The organism is Sorangium sp. So ce590 (genome assembly GCF_051521365.1).
GTDB lineage: Bacteria > Myxococcota_A > Polyangia > Polyangiales > Polyangiaceae > Sorangium.
Window position 1 is genome coordinate 2,495,193 of the sequence record NZ_CP150346.1, and the last position, 17,721, is coordinate 2,512,913.

The following is a 17,721-nucleotide window of genomic DNA, read 5'->3' on the forward strand; positions in this document are numbered from 1 at the left end:
GAGCGCGCGCGTCCCGCCGGCGGAGCCCTCCGGTCCTCCCGTGCCGCCGAAGTCCAGGAACCCGTACCAGCGCCCCGACGCCTTCACGAAGGCGGCGAAGGCGCAGGGCTATCCTGCGCGCAGCGTCTTCAAGCTCGAGGAGATCGATCGCCGGGTGCGGCTGCTCCGCCCCGGCCAGCGCGTGCTCGACCTGGGCGCGGCGCCCGGCTCGTGGTCGATGTACGCGGCGCAGCGGATCGGCGCGGCGGGCAAGCTGCTCGCGGTCGATCTCTCGCCGATCACCGCGGCGTTCGGCCCGCAGGCGACGGTGGTGCAGGGGGACGCGCTGTCGCTGACGAACGAGGCGCTGGCGCAGTTCGCGCCGTACGACGTTGTGCTGTCGGACATGGCGCCCTCGACGAGCGGCAGCAAGATCGCCGACCAGGCCCGGAGCTACGAGCTGTTCATGCGCGCCGTGGCCGTGGCCGAGGCGCTGCTCGCGCCGGGCGGCGCGTTCGTCGGCAAGATCTTCATGAGCGAGGACTTCGTGAAGGCCCGGGACGCGCTGCGGAACCTGTGCGAGGAGGTCCGGAGCATCCGGCCCGAGGGGACGCGCTCGAACAGCGTGGAGCTCTTCCTGGTGGGGCTGCGGCGCAAGGCGCCGGGGAAGACGGGATAGGCGCGCGGGGCTAACCCCCCTCAGAACGCGTTGTGCCCCGTGATCGCGTTCCCGAGGATCAGGCAGTGCACCTCGTCGGTGCCCTCGTACGTGTACACGCTCTCGAGGTTGAGCATGTGCCGGACGACCGGGTAATCGAGCAGGATCCCGTTGGCGCCGAGGATGCCGCGCGCGGTCCTCGCGATCTTGAGCGCCCAGCCCACGTTGTTCCGCTTGCAGAGGGAGACCTGCACCGGGCTGATCCCGCCGGCGTCCTTCTGCCGCGCGAAATGCAGCGCCATGATCTGCCCCTTCGCGATCTCGGTCGCCATCTCCACGAGCTCCGCCTGGATGAGCTGCCGCGACGCGATCGGCTGGCCGAACTGGACGCGCTCGCGCGCATAGGAGACGGCGGTCTCGTAGCAGGCGCGCGCGGCGCCGAGCGCGCCCCACGCGATCCCGAAGCGCGCCTGCGTCAGGCAGCCGAGCGGGCCCTTCAGGCCGACCACCCCCGGCAGCACGTTCTCCTCCGGGACGCGCACCTCGTTCAGGACGATCTCCCCGGTCGGGCTCGCGCGCAGGCTCATCTTGCCGTGGATGAGCGGCGTCTCCAGCCCCTTCATCCCCCGCTCCACCACGAAGCCGCGGATCGACTCGGCCCCTCCGTCATCCACCTTCGCCCACACCACGCAGAGGTGCGCGATCGGCGCGCTCGTGATCCACATCTTCGTGCCCGTGAGCACATAAGAGCTCCCGTCCTTCCGGGCGCGCGTCTTCATCGAGCTCGGATCCGAGCCGCTGTCGGGCTCGGTCAGGCCGAAGCAGCCGATCAGCTCGGCGGCGGCCATCCCCGGCAGCCAGCGCTGCTTCTGCTCCTCGGAGCCGTATTTCCAGATCGGATACATCGCCAGCGAGCCCTGGACGCTCACGAAGCTGCGCAGGCCGCTGTCGCCGTACTCGAGCTCCTGCAGCGCGAGGCCGTAAGCGACAGAGTTCATGCCGGCGCAGCCGTAGCCGGTCAGCGAGCCGCCGAGCAGGCCGAGCGCGGCGATCTCGGGGATCAGGTCGGTCGCGAACTCCTCCCGGGCGAACAGGCTCGCGGCGCGCGGGAGGTACCGCTCGCGCACGAAGCGACGGACGGCGTCGCGGACCATGCGCTCCTCGTCGGAGAGCAGCGGATCGATCGCCATGAGCTGATCGAGCGAGAGGGGCTCCTGCGTGGCCATGGAGCCAGCGTGTAGCGTGCCTTCGAACGGCGCGGAAGACGGAAGGGGCACAGCGCCGGCGAGCGCCGCGGCTCACGGGCGGATGGGCCGGCTCACGGACGGATGGAGACGAGCGTGCCCTTCCGCAGCGAGAGCGCGCCGTGCCAGTCGGCCGGCACCTCGGGGGTCGTCCACTCGAACAGCCAGGCGGCGTCGAGCGGCGAGAGGTTCACGCAGCCGTGGCTGCGTGGGGTGCCGAAATCGTCGTGCCAGTAGGCGGCGTGGAACGCGAAGCCCCCGGTGAAGTACTGGACGAACGGCACGTCGCGGAAATCGAACGGATCCTCCTCCTCCTCGTCGCCATCCATCGTGACCGTGACGTGCTTCGTGTGGATGCGGAACAGGCCCTGGATCGTCGAGCGCGTCGTCTCGGGGTCGCCGAGGCCGTCCGCCCCGGCCGAGACGAGGGTCACGTAGACAGGGCGGGTGCCCTCGTACGCGACGAGGCTCTGCTGGTTGATGGAGACGTCGATCCACTTGCGCCCGCGCACCGCCCACGCGGGCGTCCTGGGGAGCGGGTCGATGCGCACGAGGTCGTCGGCGCGGACGAGCGAGCCGTCCCGCGCCTCGTGGTAATCGATGCCGCCGACGCGCCGGGAGGCGCCGGACAGCGGGATCGCCTCGCGGAAGCGAAGCGGGGCGCGGGTGAGGCCGCCGCGCTCGCCCGGGACGAGGCGCGCGGCGTGGCGGCGCCGGGAGAAGGCGACGGGCAGGGGGACGCCCTCCGGGAGCAGGAGCCCGGCGAAGGCGCTCGGCCGGATGACGCGGGTGCGGTCGAGCGGCAGGGCGGCGAGGTCGGTGGTCAGGCCGAAGCGGCGCCCGTCGTGCTCGAAGGTCGAGAGCAGCGCGAAGCCGGAGCGCGTCCGGGCGCGGCCCAGGACGAGCGCGTCGGGCGCTCGGCGGTCGCCGGCGAGCCCGGGCGCCGGACGGCCGTAGAGCAGGACCGAGGGGGTCGCGTCGAGGGGCGGCGGCGCGACGAAGTCCGGCGCGCGGGCGGCGGTCGCGGCGCGGAGCAGGTGCGCGGCGAGATCGGGCTCGGCGCTGCGCTGCTCGTCCTCGCTCGGCAGGCGCGCATAGAGCGGCGGGGTGGGGGAGCGGGACATCACGTACGTGTAGGGCAGCCCGCCGAGCAGGGCCGTGATGTCGCGCGCCTCCGGCGCGGTGTCGTCCGCCTGCGTGGCGCCTGGCGCTGTATCGCCCGTCTGGAGAGCGGCCGGCGCGTTATCGCCCGTCTGGAGAGCGGCCGGCGCGTTATCGCCCGTCTGGAGAGCGGCCGGCGCGTTATCGCCCGTCTGGAGAGCGGCCGGCGCGTTATCGCCCGTCTGGAGAGCGGCCGGCGCGTTATCGCCCGTCTGGAGAGCGGCCGGCGCGGTATCGCCGCCCTGCATCGCTGCCGGTGCGACCTCGCCGCGGACGTCCGGTAAGGCGGGCGAAGCGAACCGGCGGACCGGACGGCGCGACGAGGCCTCGACCGCGAGGTCGTGAATGTTGAGCGTCGCGCTGGCGCCAATGCAGACGTAGCCGTTCGGCTCGATGCGGTACCAGCCCCCGGCGCACGACTCTCTGCCGGATGGCTCGGGCCGGCGCGCGACCACGGCGCCGGCGCGCAGGTACCCGATGCGCCGGCCGGTCCAGCGCGGCTCGGCGAAGATCCACGTCTCCCGGGCGATGCTCGCGAGCTCGTGGACCTCCTCGGCCACCGTCGGCGAGGTGGCCGGGGGCGGATCCAGCTCGGGCAGCTTGTCGGATCCGTCATCGACGAGCTCCGGCGGCAGCTCCTTCAAGGCGAGCGGGTCTCCGCCCGGCGTCGCGGCGTCCGCGGGCGGCGGTGTCACCACGGCGCCCGCGCCGGTCAGCGCGGCGTCCTCCGCGGCGGCGGAGGGCGCCGGGGCAGCGACGGCGGGCACCGCCACGACGAGCGGCGCGGTGACAGCGGACGCCGGCGCAGGGGCCGGGGACGCCGCCGTCGGCTCGGAGGCAGGGCGCGGGCAGCTCGCGCTCAGCGTCGAGAGCGCAACCGCTGGCAGCAGGAGAAAGCCTCTCACGCGCATGGAGCGCGCGTACCAGGAGGCGCGGGCGAGGGCCAAGTTCAAGAGGGGAGCCGCGAACCGCGCGCGGGGCCGCGAGCGAGCGCCTCGCCGGCGGAGGCGCTCGCCTGGCGCTCCAGGGCGCGGCCGGCGGCGGGGGAGGGAGGGCGCGGCGGACCCGCGCCCGGAGGGCCTCAGCTCACAGATCGCGCGCGCACGTGGCCGTGACGTAGTAGCGGCGCGAGTTGCTCGCGTAGGAGACCTGGTAGTCCGTCGTCTGCTTGAACCCGGCGGCCAGGAAGCTGCCGCCATGCATGAAGCGCGCGACGGAGTTGTTGTCGAGCCGCGAGCAGTCGTTGCAGGGCGTGAGCAGCTGATAGATATCCGATCCGTCGCGGGTGGCCTTGTACGCATTGCCGGCCAGGTCCATGTGGCCCCACCGCCCGGCGCCGTTCGGGAACTTGCCGACGTCGGTGAGGTCCGTCTGGCTGCACGGGTAGAGCGAGGGATACGACATCTTGCAGGAGCCAGCGACGCTCCCGTCGCCCTGGCAGCACCACGAGGCGTCGTCGATCTCGATGTCCTCGACGCTCGTGCCGCCCCAGGGATAGATGCGCTGCTCGTCGCCGCCGGCAGACGCGTAGTTGATCTCCGCCTGGGTCGGCATCCGGCCGCCGTCCCACGCGCAGAACGCGAACAGCTCGAACCAGTTCGCGCAGACGATCGGCTTGTGCTCCTTGGCCCCCGGGGTGTTGCTCCAGGACGGCCAGCCATACGGATCGCAGATGAGCGCCGACTTGAGCGCGCTCGTGTCGGCCGCGAGCTGCGAGTTCCACGACGGGTCCCAGCCGCTGTTCGGGATCTTCGGGTGGGCGCCCGAGCCGGCGGGCGGCGGGTTGGCCTGCGTCGGGCCGCCGGTCTGCGCGATGTACTGCCGGAAGCGCCCCACCGTGATCGTGTACTTGTCGAGATAGAAGTCGCTGACCGTCGCCGGCAGGCCCGCGTTGTTGAGCCGGTTGAACGTGCCCCCAGGGACCGGGAGCGTCGAGCAGCAATCATCGTTCCCGTTCACGCCGCAGTTCTCGCCGGCGCCCGGCGTGTTGCTGGCGCAGCTGATCGGCGGGCCAGGCACGCCGCCACCACCGCCGCCGACCCCGCCCGAGCCACCGGTGCCACCACCCGAGCCGCCCTCACCGCCAGAGCCCGACGTTGTGGTGGTTGTGGTCGAGCTGGAGCTGGAGGCCGTCGTCGAGCTGGAGCTGGAGGCCGTCGTCGAGCTGGAGCTGGAGGCCGTCGTCGAGCTGGAGCTGGAGGCCGTCGTCGAGCTGCTCGTCGTGGTGGTCGAGCCGGTGCCCGTGGCGCTGTCATAGCAGACCTCGAGATACGGCCGCCGCTCCAGCGCGGCGTTCTCGCTCGCCCTGATGTGGGTGCGGTTCGTGGTCTGCTCGAAGAGGATTCCGTGGTTCGTGTAGGTGCCGTTCACCCAGCTTTGTACGAGTGCGGTGAGGCTGAGCGAGTGGTAGCTGTAGGAGTACCCGGCGCTCGCCGTGAGGGTCCCCAGGTTGCTGCGTTCACCTTCAGGCTTAGTCGCATCGACCCACGCTTCCGCGTGCGTGTTCCAGCTCACGGTGCTCTCCTCCCAGGCCGTCGTGATCCGGTGCGCGCTCATCACCTCCTGGGCCGCGGAGCCCATGTGAACGAAGAGGTCCGCCGAGGTGATGACGGCGTCGGCGGGGATCGACGAGAGGTCGAACCCGATCAGCGAATACAGGCGCTTGCCGTTGCTCTCCGCGCCGGCGTACATGTTGGCGTCGTTCTGCCGGTCCTTGGGCAAGGACTCCTGGATCATCGCGTCTTTGATCACGCCTGTCGTCCCGGTGCGCTTGAGCGTCACACAGACCGTCGCCGCCTGCTGCGCCTCACCGAGCAGCTCGCTGCCCGCGTCCTCTGCGCCGACGCACCCGGCGAGCGCCGCGCCGGAGGCGGCGGCGAACGAGGCAAGGAGCAGATGCCGAGACCCTTTGACGAACGTCCGATTCCTCATGATGCTCTCCGATCCGCGTCGTCGGGCGTGCTCCGCCCGCGAGGCCACATGTGATGCCGTCGCGCAGGAGCGCCAGAGAGCGCACCTGCAAAGCCATCATCTGCCTGCGCGCCGTAAAGCATCACCTTCATCAGGTCAGCCCTCGGATCGTTCTGGCGTTGAATGGCGCGCGAGGAAAACGATACCGTTGTACGGCGTTGAGCGGAATGCGTCAATTGCGAATCGATATTCGTCGTCAAAAACCTGTTGGGGTCACTCGTGACATCGGCACAAAATCTACATTATTGCTCGGTCTCCTCGTGGTTGTCCAGCGCCGCGGACGCATGATCGGCGACGTCGGCGACGTCGCCGACGTTCTCCTCCGCCTGCTCAGCCGCCTCTGCTTCTGCTTCTGCTTCTGCTTCTGCTCAGCTCGCCACGGTCCCGCCGGTCGCGAGGGCTGATGGCCGATTTTGCCGGTCAACAGGTATGAGCGGATGGCGTAGGCGCAGAGAAGCTTGGTTCCGCCTACCTGCCTGCCTGTTTGCCCACCTGCCTGCTCAGGCTGCTTGTCGGCCCATCTGGCGCACCTGCCGCGGCCTATGGGTCGCCTTGTCCGGGCGCGGGATCGTGGCCGGCGGCCGTGGTGAGGCCCTCTTCGACCTCCGTGACGATCATCGTCGCGAGGAGATCGAGCAGCGCGCGGCCCTCGTCCTCGGAGGCCTCGCGCGGAGCGCCGGTGTACGCGGCGTCCATACCCAGCTCGCGGAAGCTCTTCACCCCTGCCTTGATGCCTTCCGCCAGGCTCAACTCGAGATCCGGCAGGTCCCGGGCGATGTCCGCCCGGACGAGCGCGGGGGTCGCGGCGAGGACGAGCGATGTCTCGTAACGTCCGGCGTGGCAGGCGCCGCTCCGGAACTCGGCGGAGAGCGTCCGCGCCCAGCGGCGCGCGAGCGGGCAGGCCACCGACGCGCGGCCCGGGGGCAGGCCGCTCGCGGCGGCGCGCACCGCGCGGTCGTGCTCCGGCTCGAGGTGGTTGTTGATGAAGCAAACGTGCGACAGGCCGGCCGACAGGTGGGCCTCCGCGACAGCGCGCAGGAAGGCGGTGAGCGCGGGCGCCGGGATCGAGATCGCTCCGGCGAAGCCCGCCGCGAAGTCGGTGACGCCATAGCCGACGGGCGGCGCGAGGAGCGCGGCGACGCCCCGCTCCCACAGCCGGCGGCCCGCCCGCTCGGCCGCGGCCTCGCCGATGAGCGTGTCCGTTCCGAGCGGCAGGTGCGGGCCGTGCGGCTCCACCGACCCGACCGGGACGAGCGCGACGCACGGGGCGCCGGCCGACAGGAGCGCGGCGAGCTCCGCCGTCGTCAGCTCGGCGAGGCGCGGCGCGGCCTGCATGCGCTACTGGCCCGCCGGTGTCTCGCCGCCGGCCTCGCGCTGCCGGAGGGCCTTGCGATCGACCTTTCCGCGGTCGTTCCTGGGGACGTCATCGACGAAGACGACCCATCGCGGATACTTGTGCTTGCTCAGCCGGTCCTTCACGAACGCCTTGAGCTCCGCGGCGAGCTCGGCCCGCCCCGCCCCGGTGGCGACGCGGCCGCGCGCGTCGTCGCGGACCACGATGAACGCCTTCGGCTTCACGAGGCCCGCCTCCTCGGCGCCGATCACCGCGGCGAGGCTGACGGCGGGGTGCTCGGTCAGGCACTCCTCCACCTCGACCGGCGCGACCCAGACGCCGCCCACCTTGAGCAGCTCGTCGGCGCGCCCGCTGAACCAGAGGTAGCCTTCGGCATCCATGCGGAAGAGATCCCCGGTGCGGCACCAGTGGCCGTGGAAGGTGCTCCAGCTCTTCTCGCGATCCTGGAAGTAGCCGAGCGCGACCGAGTCGCCCTTCACCCACATCACCCCGGTCTCGCCCGGCGCGAGCTCCGGCGCGCCCGGACCGATCGCGTCCGAGGGGAGGATCTTGATCGTGTACCCCTCCACGACGCGGCCGAGCGACCCCGGGCGCACGTCGCCGGGGCGGTTCGTGCAGTAGATATGGAACATCTCGGCGGAGCCGATGCCGTCGTAGACGTCGGCCTGGAAGCGCGCGCGGAAGCGCTCGAGGAGCGCGGGCGGGAGCGCCTCGCCCGCCGAGAGGTGGAAACGGACGCTGGAGAGGTCGAGGCGCGGCTCGCCGCGCGCCGCGCTGGCGTCGTCGTGCTCGAGCAGCTTGCCCATCATCGTCGGGACGTTCGTGACGACGGTGGGGCGGTAGCGCTCGATGTACCGCGCGAGCGACTCCGGCGTCGGCCGCTCGACGAAGAGGCCGGCGGTCGCGCCGACGGCGAACGGGAACATGAGGTTGGTGCCCGTGGCATAGCCGAAGAACAGGCGCGGCACCGAGACGGTGATGTCCTCCTTGCGGTAGCCCGCGGTCGCCTTGGCGTAACACTCGGTGTTGAAGGCGAAATCGCGGTGCGTGTGGACCGCCGCCTTGCTCCTGCCGGTCGAGCCGGACGTGAACAGCCAGAGGGCGATGTCGTCGCGCCGCGTGGGGCGGGGGCCGATCGGAGCGCTCCGCGGCACGAGCGCGGTGCGCCCTTGCGCGAGGGCGTTGCGGAGCGAGATGCACCTCAACGGATCGAGGGCCGGCGAGGCGGGGAGGTCGGCCTCGAGGTCGCCGCCGGTCAGGACCTCCGGCACAAGCACGAGCGTCCGGAGGTCCGCGGCCGCGAGCGCGTCCTGGATCGACTCGGCCACGCGCTGGATCGTGACGACCGCCGCGGGCCGCGTGTACTCGATGAGGTACGCGAGATCGGCGGCGGGCGCCTCGGGGTTGCCCATCGCCACGACGGCGCCGTGGTGCAGCGCCGCGAAGAACGCCCAGACGAACGCGGGCGAGTCGTGCAGGACGATGAGCACCCGCTGCTCGGGCGCGACGTCCTCGACCGCGAGGTGCGCGCGGAGCCGGCGGACCTGCCCGGCGACGTCGGCGTAGGTGTGCCGCTGATCGCCGAAGAGCAGGGCGACCTTGTCGCCGAGCCCCTCGCGCAGCCGATCGAACAGGTAGTAGTCGGCGAGGTTGAACTCTTCAGGGAATGTCGGTGCGTCCATGGTCACGCCTCCTCGCGCCTCCACGGCGGCGCCGTGAGCCGCCGCTTTCCTCCGTCCGTCGTCGCCACACCCGGCTCGTCGAGCCCCTCGCGATCCCAGAGCTGGCACGTCACGGGCCGGTGCCGCTGATCGAGCGCCTCGCAGTAGTTGGAGTAGATGCAGCGGCGCACCTCGCCGCCGCGGCCGAGGCGCGCCTTCAGGAACCAGTCCGGATCGGCCAGCGTCTGCCGGGCGGCCCCGATGAGGTCCGCCTCGCCGCGCGCGAGGATCGCCTCGGCCTGCGCGAACGTGCAGATCCCGCCCGCCACCACGACCGGCGTGTCGAGGCCGGCCTCGCGCACGGCCCGCCGGATCTGCGCCTGCTTCGGGACCTGCCGCCCGAACGGCCCGGCCGCGTCCGAGAGCGCCGTCGGCATGCACTCGTACCCGCTCGGGCCGGTGTAGGGGTACGCGGCCTCGCCGACCTTGGGCTGCTTCGCGTCCTCGAACTTGCCGCCGGTCGAGAGCGAGAGGAAGTCCATGCCGGCGCGCGCGAAGGCGAGCGCGAAGAACGCCGCGTCGTCGACCCGGTTGCCGCCGGCGATGACGTCGTCGCAGACGAAGCGGCAGCCCACCGTGAAGCGGGAGGACACGGCGTCGCGCACGGCCGCGTAGACCTCGAGCGGGAGGCGCGCGCGGCGCTCGCGATCGCCGCCGTAGCCGTCCGTCCGGGTGTTCAGCGCGGAGAGGAACGAGGCCATCGTGTAGGCGTGGGCGTAGTGGAGCTCGACCCCGTCGAAGCCCGCCTCCCGCGCCCTCGCCGCCGCCGCGGCGAAGAGGTCGGGCAGCGAGCGCGGCAGGTCGCGGATGTGGGAGAGCGCGACGTCGGTGACGCGCTCGCGCTCGCCGAAGCGCAGCGCCTCGAGCTCGCGCGGCGCGAGCACGGCCTCGAGCCGCGCGTCGTCGAGCGCGAGCAGCCGCGCGCGCACCTCGAGCTCCGGGGCGTCCCGGAGCGGCGGCTCCCCGAGCACCGCGGCGAGGGCGCCCCGGTGCGCGCCGGTGATCTCCAGGAACTGCCGCAGGAACCGCTCCTTCGGCGGGCGCCGGCGGATGCGGAGGAAGTCGATGAGCTGGAGGAGCAGGCGCGTCCGGCCCGCGCTCCGGGCGCGGACCGTCCGGACGAGCTCCCGGAGCCCCGGGACGAACCGATCATGGCCGGCGCGGAGCAGCGGCCCGCTCGGCACGTCGCGGATGCCGGTCGCCTCGACAACGAGGGCGCCGGGCTGGCCGTCGGCGAAGCGGCCGTACCAGTCGAGCACGTCCTGCGTGACGATCCCCTCCTCCGTCGCCCGCCAGGGGACCATCGCCGGCACCCACGAGCGCTCGGCGAGCTCGAGGCCCGAGGCGAGGCGGAGCGGCGAGAAGAGGCGCGCGCCCGCCGCCTCGCCCGCGGTCGGGGGCTCCTCGCGGGGCAGGGCGTGGCGGATCCTCTCGGGCGGCTTCCACATCGCTACCGCGCCTCTTCTTCTTCTACGCCGCGCGCGGGAGCGTCCTCCGCGAGCTCCGCGGCGGCGCGCTCGAGGATCCCCTTCGCGATGATGAGCTTCTGGATCTCCGTCGTCCCCTCGTAGATGCGCAGCGGCCGGATCTCGCGGTACAGCCGCTCCACCTCGGTCCCCTCGATGACCCCGAGGCCCCCGTGGAGCTGGACCGCGCGGTCGATGATCCGCTGCGCCGCCTCGGTGGCGAACATCTTCGCCATGGCCGCCTCGGTCGAGACGCGCGCGGCCGCGCCGCCCGCGTCGCGCTTGTGGGCCGCGCGGGCCACGAGGAGGCGGGCCGCGTCGAGCTCGGTCGCCATCTCGGCGAGGTAGGCGCGCACCATCTGCTGCTCGGACAGCGGCGCGCCGAACTGCCTGCGGCGCGTGACGTGCGCTACCGCCTCGCGGAGCGCGCGCGCCGCCATGCCGTTCGCCGCCGCGCCGACCGAGATCCGGAAGGCGTCGAGCGTCTGCATCGCGAGCTTGAAGCCGCCGCCCACCTCGCCGAGGCGCGCGCTGTCCGGCGCGCGGCAGCCCTCGAAGCGGAGCCGGCCGATCGGGTGCGGGACCGACATCGGGAGCGGCTCCGCGGCGACGCCGGGCGCGCCGCTGTCGACGAGGAACGCCGTGATCTCGGCGCGCCCGCCGCCGCGTCCGCCGCCGCCGTTGTCGCCCGTGCGCGCGAAGACGACGAGGTGGTGCGCGAGCGGGACGTTAGAGATCAGCACCTTCTCGCCGTCGAGGACCCACCCGTCGCCCTCGCGGCGGGCCTCCGTCCGGAGCGAGGCGACGTCGCTGCCCGCCTCGGGCTCGGTCAGCGCGAAGGCCCCGATGCGGCGCCCCGAGAGCACGTCGGGCAGGATCGCGCGGCGCTGCGCGTCGCTGCCGGCCAGCACGATCGGGTACGAGCCGAGCCCCTGCACCGCGAAGATCGCGTCGGCGAGCGGAGAGACCTGGCCGAGCGCCTCGCGGATGAGGACCAGCGACCGCACGTCGACGGCCATCGGGTCCGCGGGGAGGCCGCCGCCCGCGGGCGCGCCGCCGAGCGCCGCGGGGACGAGGTGCGCGTAGAGCCCGAGCGGCTCGCCGAGGCAGCGCGCCACGGCGGCGGGGTCGCGCGCGCCCGCGAGCGGCGCGAGCGCCTCGGGGGTGAGCCGCGCGGCGAGCGCCGCGTGGCGCTCCTCGAAGAAGACCGGGAGATCGGCCGAGGAGAGCGCGAGCCGGTTCATGTGCGGGGCGTCGCCGGGCCGGTGGACCTCGGGGTGGGGGCCGCGTCCGCGTCTCCGGACGCTGCCGCGGCGTCGCCCTCGAAGCGCGGCGGGCGCTTCGCCTTGTTCGCCTCGTAGGCCTCGCGGAAGTCGGGGTGCGCCATGCAGAGCGCCTGCGCCTGCGCCTCGGCCTCGATCGCGGCGGCGAGGGGCATCGTGCGCTCGCTCTCCAGCATCTGCTTGGTGATCGCGTGCGCGAACGCCGGCCCGCGCGCGAGGCGCTCGGCCCACGCGCGCGCCGCCGGGAGCGCGTCGCCGTCGGGGACCACGCGGTTCACGAGGCCGATGCGGAGCGCCTCGTCGGCGCCGACGAGATCGCCGAAGAAGAGCAGCTCGGCGGCGCGCCCGTGGCCGACGATGCGCGGCAGGAGGTAGGAGGCGCCCATGTCGGCGCCGGACAGGCCCACCTTGGGGAAGATGAACCCGAAGCGGGCGCTCGCCGCGGCGATGCGCAGGTCGCACGCGGCGGCGATCACCGCGCCCGCGCCGACGGCGACGCCGTTGACGGCGGCGATGACCGGGCGCCGGAGCTCGCAGATGCTCTGGATCAGCGCGCCGGTGGCGCGGGTGAACTCGAGCAGCCCCCGCGCGTCGCGCGCGAACAGCTCGGCGATGATCCCGTCGACGTCGCCGCCCGAGCAGAAGCCGCGCCCCTCTCCGGTGAGCACGACCGCGCGCGCGGCCGAGCGCTCGAGCGAGCGGAACGTGGCCGTGAGCTCGCCGTAGATCTCGAAGGTGAGGGCGTTCAGCCGGTCGGGGCGGCTCAGCGTGATCTCCGCGACGCCGCGGCTGACCTCGAGCTGGAAGGAGCGGGGAGTGAGGGTCATCGGGGGGTCTCTGTTCGGTGCGCTGCTCTGGGACGGGTCCGCGCGGTCAGGGCTTGGTTCGCGTGCGCCGCGGCGGGCTCCGCGCGCTGCGCTCCGCGTGCGCGCGGCTGCTGCCGGGGCGGGACGGGACGGGCATGTCCGGCGCGCGGAGCGTGGTGCGCAGCTTGTCGAGCAGCCGCGTCAGGGTGGAGATCTCGGCCTGGCTCAGCCCGGAGAACACCTTGGCGACGCGCGCGGCGTGGCGCCGCTCGGCGTCGCGGAACGCGCGCTGCCCCTTGGGGGTCACGTGCACGCGCCACGCGCGGCGGTCGCTCGGGTCGGCCCGCCGCTCGACCATGCCGTCGCGCGCCGCGCGGTCGACGAGCCCGGTGAGGTTGCCCGCCGTGACCAGCATGCTGCGGGAGAGCGACGCGAGCGTCTGCCCGTCGCTGCGCACGAGGTTCGCGAGGAGGTCGAAGCGCGGGAGGGTCATCTCGTGCTCCAGGTCCTCGCGGATGGCCGCGAGCGCGCGCTTGTGGACCGCGAGGATGCGGACCCAGGCGCGCACGGCCGCCTGATCGCCGCGCGCGCTCTCGGGCGGGGGGGCGGCGAGCGGTCGCCTCGCCGGCGCCCCGCGCCTCACAGGCCGCCCTCGTCGTCCACGCCGCGCGCGCCGGGCGCCGCGACGGCCTCGATCTCGACGAGCGCGCGCGGCTCGACGAGCCCCGCGACGCCGACGAGGGCCATCGCCGGGAAGTGCTTGCCGAACCGCGCTCGCCACGCGGCGCCGATCGCGGCGCGCGAGCTCCTGTACGCCTCGAGGTCGGTCACGTACACGGTCATCCGCGCGACGTCGCCCGGCTCGCCGCCGGCGGCCGCGACGACCGCGAGCACGTTGTCGAGCGCCTGCGCGAACTGCTCGGCCAGATCGTCGCTCCGGATCTGCCCCGACGCGGCGTCCCACCCGATCTGCCCCGCGACGTGCAGCGTCGTCCCGCGCGTCACGACGCCGTTGGCGTAGCCTCGCGGCGCCGGCCACCCGGCCGGCTGCACGATCTCGAGGCCGCCCTTCACCGCATCACCTGTCCGCCGTCGACCGGGATCGCCTGGCCGTGGATGCTGCGCGCCTCGTCGCTGCAGAGCATCGACACGACGAGCGCGACCTCCTCGGGCTCGACCATCCGGCCCTGGGGCGACATCGCCTCGAGCGTCCGTCGCGCCGCCTCCTCGCCGCGCCCGGTCTTCTCGGCGATGCGGGCGATCGCCTCGTCCGCCATTCTCGTGTTCGCCCACCCGGGGCAGACGCAGTTGATGGTCACCGGCGTCCGGGCGATCTCCAGCGCGATGGCGCGGGTCATCCCGACCATGGCGTGCTTCGACGCGCAGTACGCGGTCGAGTAGGCGCACCCGGCGAGCCCCGCGGTGGAGGCGACGTTGACGACGCGCCCGAACCCGCGCGCGATCATCTTCGGGAGCAGGGCGCGGCACAGCACGAAGGCGCCGGTCACGTTGACCGCGAGCATGCGGTCCCAGAGCGCGTCGGTGGTCCTGTCGAACGGCGCGCTCTCGGCTGCGCCCGCGTTGTTGACGAGCACGTCGACGCGCCCGACCTGGCCTTCGAGCGCGGCGAGCGCGGCGAGCGCGCCCTCGCGATCCGCCACGTCGAGCCGGACGGCGACGCCGCCGACGGCCGCCGCCGTCTCCTCGATCTCGGCCTGCGTGCGGCCTGCGACGGCGACGCGCGCGCCGTCCCGCGCGAGCCGCTCGGCGATCGCGCGGCCGATGCCGCGACCCCCACCCGTGACGAGCGCGACCTTGCCTTCCAGGGACATGCGGAGCACCTAAATCATATATATATGAAGTACAGGCCGAAGTCACCCTCGACGCGGCTCGCTGCGGCCTCCCGCTCGCCGGGGCGCCGCGTCTTGCGCGTTCCGGGCGCCTCGTTGCTCTGCCCACTCTGCTTGCTCTTCACTCTCCTTAATCTCCTTACTCTGCCTACTCTGCCTACTCTGCCTACTCTGCTTACCGTGATAGCGCGCATTCATTGATAGCGCGCTTTGCCCTGATGGCCTGTCGCGTAGCGGACGGAATGTGACTGTGCGGAGGACCTGAAACGCGAACGGAGCGGGCGCACCGTGCGCTCTGTCACGCTCGCGTCCGCGACGTAGGCGAGCGCGTCGCGAGGAGGCGAGCGCGTCCGTGACAAAGCGCCTTCGTAAAACGCATCGTGTCGCGCCTGCTCGACTGCTTCTTCGCGCGCTCGGCCTGTCGATCTCGACGGGTGCGTACGCCACCATCTCGTCATGCGTCCCTCCTTCGCGGCGGTGGTGGCCGTGACATCGTCGCTCGTCGCAGCGCTCGGCTGCGGCGACGCGCGCCCGAGCGTCTCGTCGATCTGGATCTCGCCGGCGCAGCACCGCGAGCTCCGCGGGGAGCGCTTCTTCGACGCGCCGTGGCCGAGCGATCTGCGCCGCGAGGGCGGCGCGGTGCGGCTCGACGGCTACCACAACCCGCGGCGGCTCAGGATCCTCGACGAGTACGTCCGCGAGATGGACTCGGTCCTCGACGGCTTCTCTCCGGCGGCGGCGGGGTTCATGCGCTTCGCCGGGCCGATCGACGTCTCCTCGCTCCCCGCGACGCCCGCGTTCGCCATGAGCCCCGTCGCCGCCGTGCAGCTCATCGACGTCGATCCGGGCTCGCCGGCGCGCGGAGAGCGGCGACAGATCTCGGTCCATTTCCGGCGCGAGGCCGGCGTCTACTGGCCAGAGAACACCCTCGCCTTCATGCCCGTCATGGGCTTCCCGCTGAGGCCGCGGACCCGGTATGCGCTCGTCGTCACGGACGCGCTGCGCGGCGAGGGCGGCGGCCTCGTGGAGGCGAGCCCGGCGCTGCGCCAGGCGCTCGGGATCGAGCCGGCCGGCGCCGATGTCGAGGCCGCGCGGGACGCGCTCGCTCCGGCGGTGGACGAGATCGAGGCGGCCGGCGTCGGCCGCGAGCGCATCGTCCACCTCGCGGTCTTCACCACCTCCGACCCGACCGCGGAGCTCTTCGCGCTGCGCGATCACCTGCTCGCGAGCGTCCCGCCGCCGGAGGCGCGGCCCGCGCTCTGGCAGGTCGTGAAGCACGCGCCGTCATGGGACGAGTACACCGGCGTGTACGGGCCGTCCCCGATCTACCAGAGCGGCCGGGCCCCGTACGCGAGCCACGCGGACGGCGGCGGCTTCGCGAGCAAGGCCGGCGAGCCGGTGATCTCCGGCTACTTCGACCTGCGCTTCTCGATCACGGTCCCCGCCGCGGGCCGCTGCCCCATGCCGGAGGCCGGCTACCCCGTCGTGCTCTACGCCCACGGCACGGGCGGCGACTACCGCTCCTACGTCCGCAGCCACACCGGTCCTTCGCTCGCGGAGCGGTGCCTCGCGGTCATGGGCGTCGACCAGATCTTCCACGGCGCGCGCCCGGAGGCGCCAGAGGACGCGGGGCAGGCCGGGTTCCTGTTCTTCAACGTGCAGAACGTGGCCGCGGCGCGCACGAACGCGCGCCAGTCGGCGCTCGACGAGGTGCAGCGGGCGCGCCTCTTCACCGAGTCGCGCATGACCGTGCCCGCCGGCGTCTCCAGCACGGGGGCGGAGATCCGGTTCGACCCGTCGAAGATCCTGTTCTTCGGGCACTCCCAGGGCGGGCTGAACGGCCCGCTCTACCTCGCGGCGGACGACTCGGCGCGGGGCGGGGTGCTCTCCGGGGCGTCGGCGGCCATGTCGGTGACCCTGCTCGAGAAGACGAACCCGCCGCCGAGCATCGCGGCGCTCGTCAAGTCGGTCTTCCTCGGGCTCATGGACGAGGAGGCGGCCGAGGTGAACGAGTTCCACCCCGCGATCTCGCTCGCGCAGTCGATCGTCGACGTCGTCGACCCGATCCACTACGCTGCGCGGCTGTTCGTCGCGCCCCGCGACGGCTTTGCGCCGAAGAGCATCTACATGACCGAGGGCATCAACCCGGACGGCAGCGGCGACACGTACGCGCCGCCGCGCGGCATCGAGATGCACGCGCTGGCGATGGGCTTGCCGCTGCAATCGCCCGCGCAGCGTCTGATCCGCGAGTACGGCTTCGGCGGCCCCGCGCCGGTCGAGGTGCCGCCCGGGGGCCTCGCCGAGAACCTCGCTGGCGGCCGCGCCTCGGGCGTGCTCGCGCAGTGGCCGGTCGCCGAGGGGAGCGATGGTCACTTCGTGATCTTCGACGTGCCCGCCGCGGCCGCCCAGGCCCACGGCTTCCTCCAGAACCTCGCGGCCGCGCCCCGCGGGCGGGTGCCGGCGCCGTGAGCGCGGCCGGCGATCTCGCGTCGCGCGTCGCCGCGCTGCTCGCGCACTCCGGCGTGGAGGCGCGGCCCGCGCCTTCGGACGCCGACGCGTGGCCCCACGGGCTGGCCGAGCCGCCGGACGTCGCGGCGCTCTACGCGGCGACGGACGGCCTCGCGCTCCCGGACGGCACGCGGATCCTGCCGCGCGGCGAGCTCGCGCGGGCGACGGCGTGGCTCGCGGAGGATCGCTCGCTCGACTGGGCGCGCGACCTCCTCGTCATCGGGGAGCGCGAGGATCTCGTGATCGTGCTCGACCTCGACGCCGAGGGGGCGCGCGCCGGGGGCGGCGTGCTGGAGGTGCCGACCGACGGGCTCGCCTCGTTCCAGCGCGTCGCCCGCTCGGCGGTGGGCTACCTGGAGCGGCGCCTCGGCGTCGCGTGGGCCGAGCCCGCGGCGCCCGAGGTGCGGGCGCGCGAGGCGGGGGCGCGCCGCGACCTCCCGGCGCTCCGCGAGGCGCTCGCGGAGGCGATGTATCCGGGCGCGGAGCGGCAGATCGCGCACGCGGCGCTCACGCTGGGTGCGCTCCTGTCGGAGCGCGGGGACGAGGCGGCGCTGGACGCCTTCGCGCGCTCGGTCGAGGCGCGGGTCGCGGCCGCGCCCCGCGGCGCGGGGGCGCCGGAGCGGCGCGCGGCGTGGCGCGCGTGCGAGATCGCGGCGCGGGAGGCCGGGGCGGAGGCGATCGCGGCGGCGTGCGCGGCGCGGGGCAGGGCGTAGGGGAAGAG

16 protein-coding genes are annotated in these 17,721 nt (G+C 73.4%); 4 read left to right on the forward strand and 12 right to left on the reverse strand.

All coding sequences use genetic code 11. The features are described 5' to 3' along the window. Positions 1–40 precede the first annotated feature (40 nt). Complete coding sequence (locus WMF28_RS09510; RefSeq protein ID WP_437601810.1) at positions 41–658, forward strand: SAM-dependent methyltransferase; 618 nt, start codon at positions 41–43, stop codon at positions 656–658. 20 nt (positions 659–678) lie between these two features. Here the strand turns inward: WMF28_RS09510 and WMF28_RS09515 are convergent, their stop codons facing one another. The 3 genes from WMF28_RS09515 to WMF28_RS09525 form a co-directional block, all read right to left on the reverse strand. Next, positions 679–1,863 (reverse strand): acyl-CoA dehydrogenase family protein, encoded by a 1,185-nt coding sequence (locus WMF28_RS09515; protein ID WP_437601811.1) that lies wholly within the window; start codon positions 1,861–1,863, stop codon positions 679–681. Between the two features lie 92 nt (positions 1,864–1,955). Continuing rightward, positions 1,956–3,953 carry a L,D-transpeptidase family protein gene (locus tag WMF28_RS09520; protein WP_437601812.1) on the reverse strand — a complete coding sequence of 666 codons (1,998 nt, stop codon included), beginning with the start codon at positions 3,951–3,953 and terminating at the stop codon, positions 1,956–1,958. Between the two features lie 175 nt (positions 3,954–4,128). Further along, complete coding sequence (locus WMF28_RS09525) at positions 4,129–5,973, reverse strand: DNRLRE domain-containing protein (protein ID WP_437601813.1); 1,845 nt, start codon at positions 5,971–5,973, stop codon at positions 4,129–4,131. A gap of 53 nt (positions 5,974–6,026) precedes the next feature. Here WMF28_RS09525 and WMF28_RS09530 point away from each other — a divergent pair, with 53 nt between their 5' ends. Then, complete coding sequence (locus WMF28_RS09530; RefSeq protein WP_437601814.1) at positions 6,027–6,416, forward strand: hypothetical protein; 390 nt, start codon at positions 6,027–6,029, stop codon at positions 6,414–6,416. Positions 6,417–6,552: 136 nt separating this feature from the next. Here WMF28_RS09530 and WMF28_RS09535 read toward each other — a convergent pair whose 3' ends face one another. The 9 genes from WMF28_RS09535 to WMF28_RS09575 form a co-directional block, all read right to left on the reverse strand. Continuing rightward, on the reverse strand, positions 6,553–7,347 hold the full coding sequence (locus WMF28_RS09535; RefSeq protein ID WP_437601815.1) for a creatininase family protein: 795 nt from the start codon (positions 7,345–7,347) through the stop codon (positions 6,553–6,555). 3 nt (positions 7,348–7,350) lie between these two features. Further along, the gene (locus tag WMF28_RS09540; RefSeq protein ID WP_437601816.1) at positions 7,351–9,048 is read right to left on the reverse strand and encodes a benzoate-CoA ligase family protein; all 1,698 of its coding nucleotides are present in this window, start codon (positions 9,046–9,048) and stop codon (positions 7,351–7,353) included. 2 nt (positions 9,049–9,050) lie between these two features. After that, on the reverse strand, positions 9,051–10,535 hold the full coding sequence (locus WMF28_RS09545; RefSeq protein WP_437601817.1) for an NADH:flavin oxidoreductase: 1,485 nt from the start codon (positions 10,533–10,535) through the stop codon (positions 9,051–9,053). 2 nt (positions 10,536–10,537) lie between these two features. Beyond that, a complete protein-coding gene (locus WMF28_RS09550; RefSeq protein WP_437601818.1) occupies positions 10,538–11,797 on the reverse strand; it encodes an acyl-CoA dehydrogenase family protein in 1,260 nt (419 codons plus the stop codon). Next, positions 11,794–12,663 (reverse strand): enoyl-CoA hydratase family protein, encoded by an 870-nt coding sequence (locus WMF28_RS09555; protein WP_437601819.1) that lies wholly within the window; start codon positions 12,661–12,663, stop codon positions 11,794–11,796. Before WMF28_RS09555 ends, WMF28_RS09550 begins: the two co-directional genes overlap by 4 nt. 46 nt (positions 12,664–12,709) lie before the next feature. Further along, on the reverse strand, positions 12,710–13,210 hold the full coding sequence (locus tag WMF28_RS09560; protein WP_437601820.1) for a MarR family winged helix-turn-helix transcriptional regulator: 501 nt from the start codon (positions 13,208–13,210) through the stop codon (positions 12,710–12,712). Between the two features lie 71 nt (positions 13,211–13,281). Then, positions 13,282–13,716: a RidA family protein gene (locus tag WMF28_RS09565; RefSeq protein WP_437601821.1), complete on the reverse strand. Its 435-nt coding sequence runs from the start codon at positions 13,714–13,716 to the stop codon at positions 13,282–13,284. Continuing rightward, positions 13,713–14,474: an SDR family NAD(P)-dependent oxidoreductase gene (locus WMF28_RS09570; RefSeq protein ID WP_437604233.1), complete on the reverse strand. Its 762-nt coding sequence runs from the start codon at positions 14,472–14,474 to the stop codon at positions 13,713–13,715. The genes WMF28_RS09565 and WMF28_RS09570 overlap by 4 nt, the downstream gene beginning before the upstream one ends. Before the next feature lie 14 nt (positions 14,475–14,488). Beyond that, positions 14,489–14,617: a hypothetical protein gene (locus tag WMF28_RS09575; protein WP_437601822.1), complete on the reverse strand. Its 129-nt coding sequence runs from the start codon at positions 14,615–14,617 to the stop codon at positions 14,489–14,491. Positions 14,618–14,948: 331 nt separating this feature from the next. Between WMF28_RS09575 and WMF28_RS09580 the strand changes: the two genes are divergently transcribed. Together WMF28_RS09580 and WMF28_RS09585 are read left to right on the forward strand one after the other, a co-directional pair. Beyond that, complete coding sequence (locus WMF28_RS09580; RefSeq protein ID WP_437601823.1) at positions 14,949–16,961, forward strand: hypothetical protein; 2,013 nt, start codon at positions 14,949–14,951, stop codon at positions 16,959–16,961. Then, entirely contained in the window at positions 16,958–17,713 is a 756-nt protein-coding gene (locus WMF28_RS09585) for a hypothetical protein (protein WP_437601824.1), read from the forward strand. The genes WMF28_RS09580 and WMF28_RS09585 overlap by 4 nt, the downstream gene beginning before the upstream one ends. Positions 17,714–17,721 lie beyond the last annotated feature (8 nt).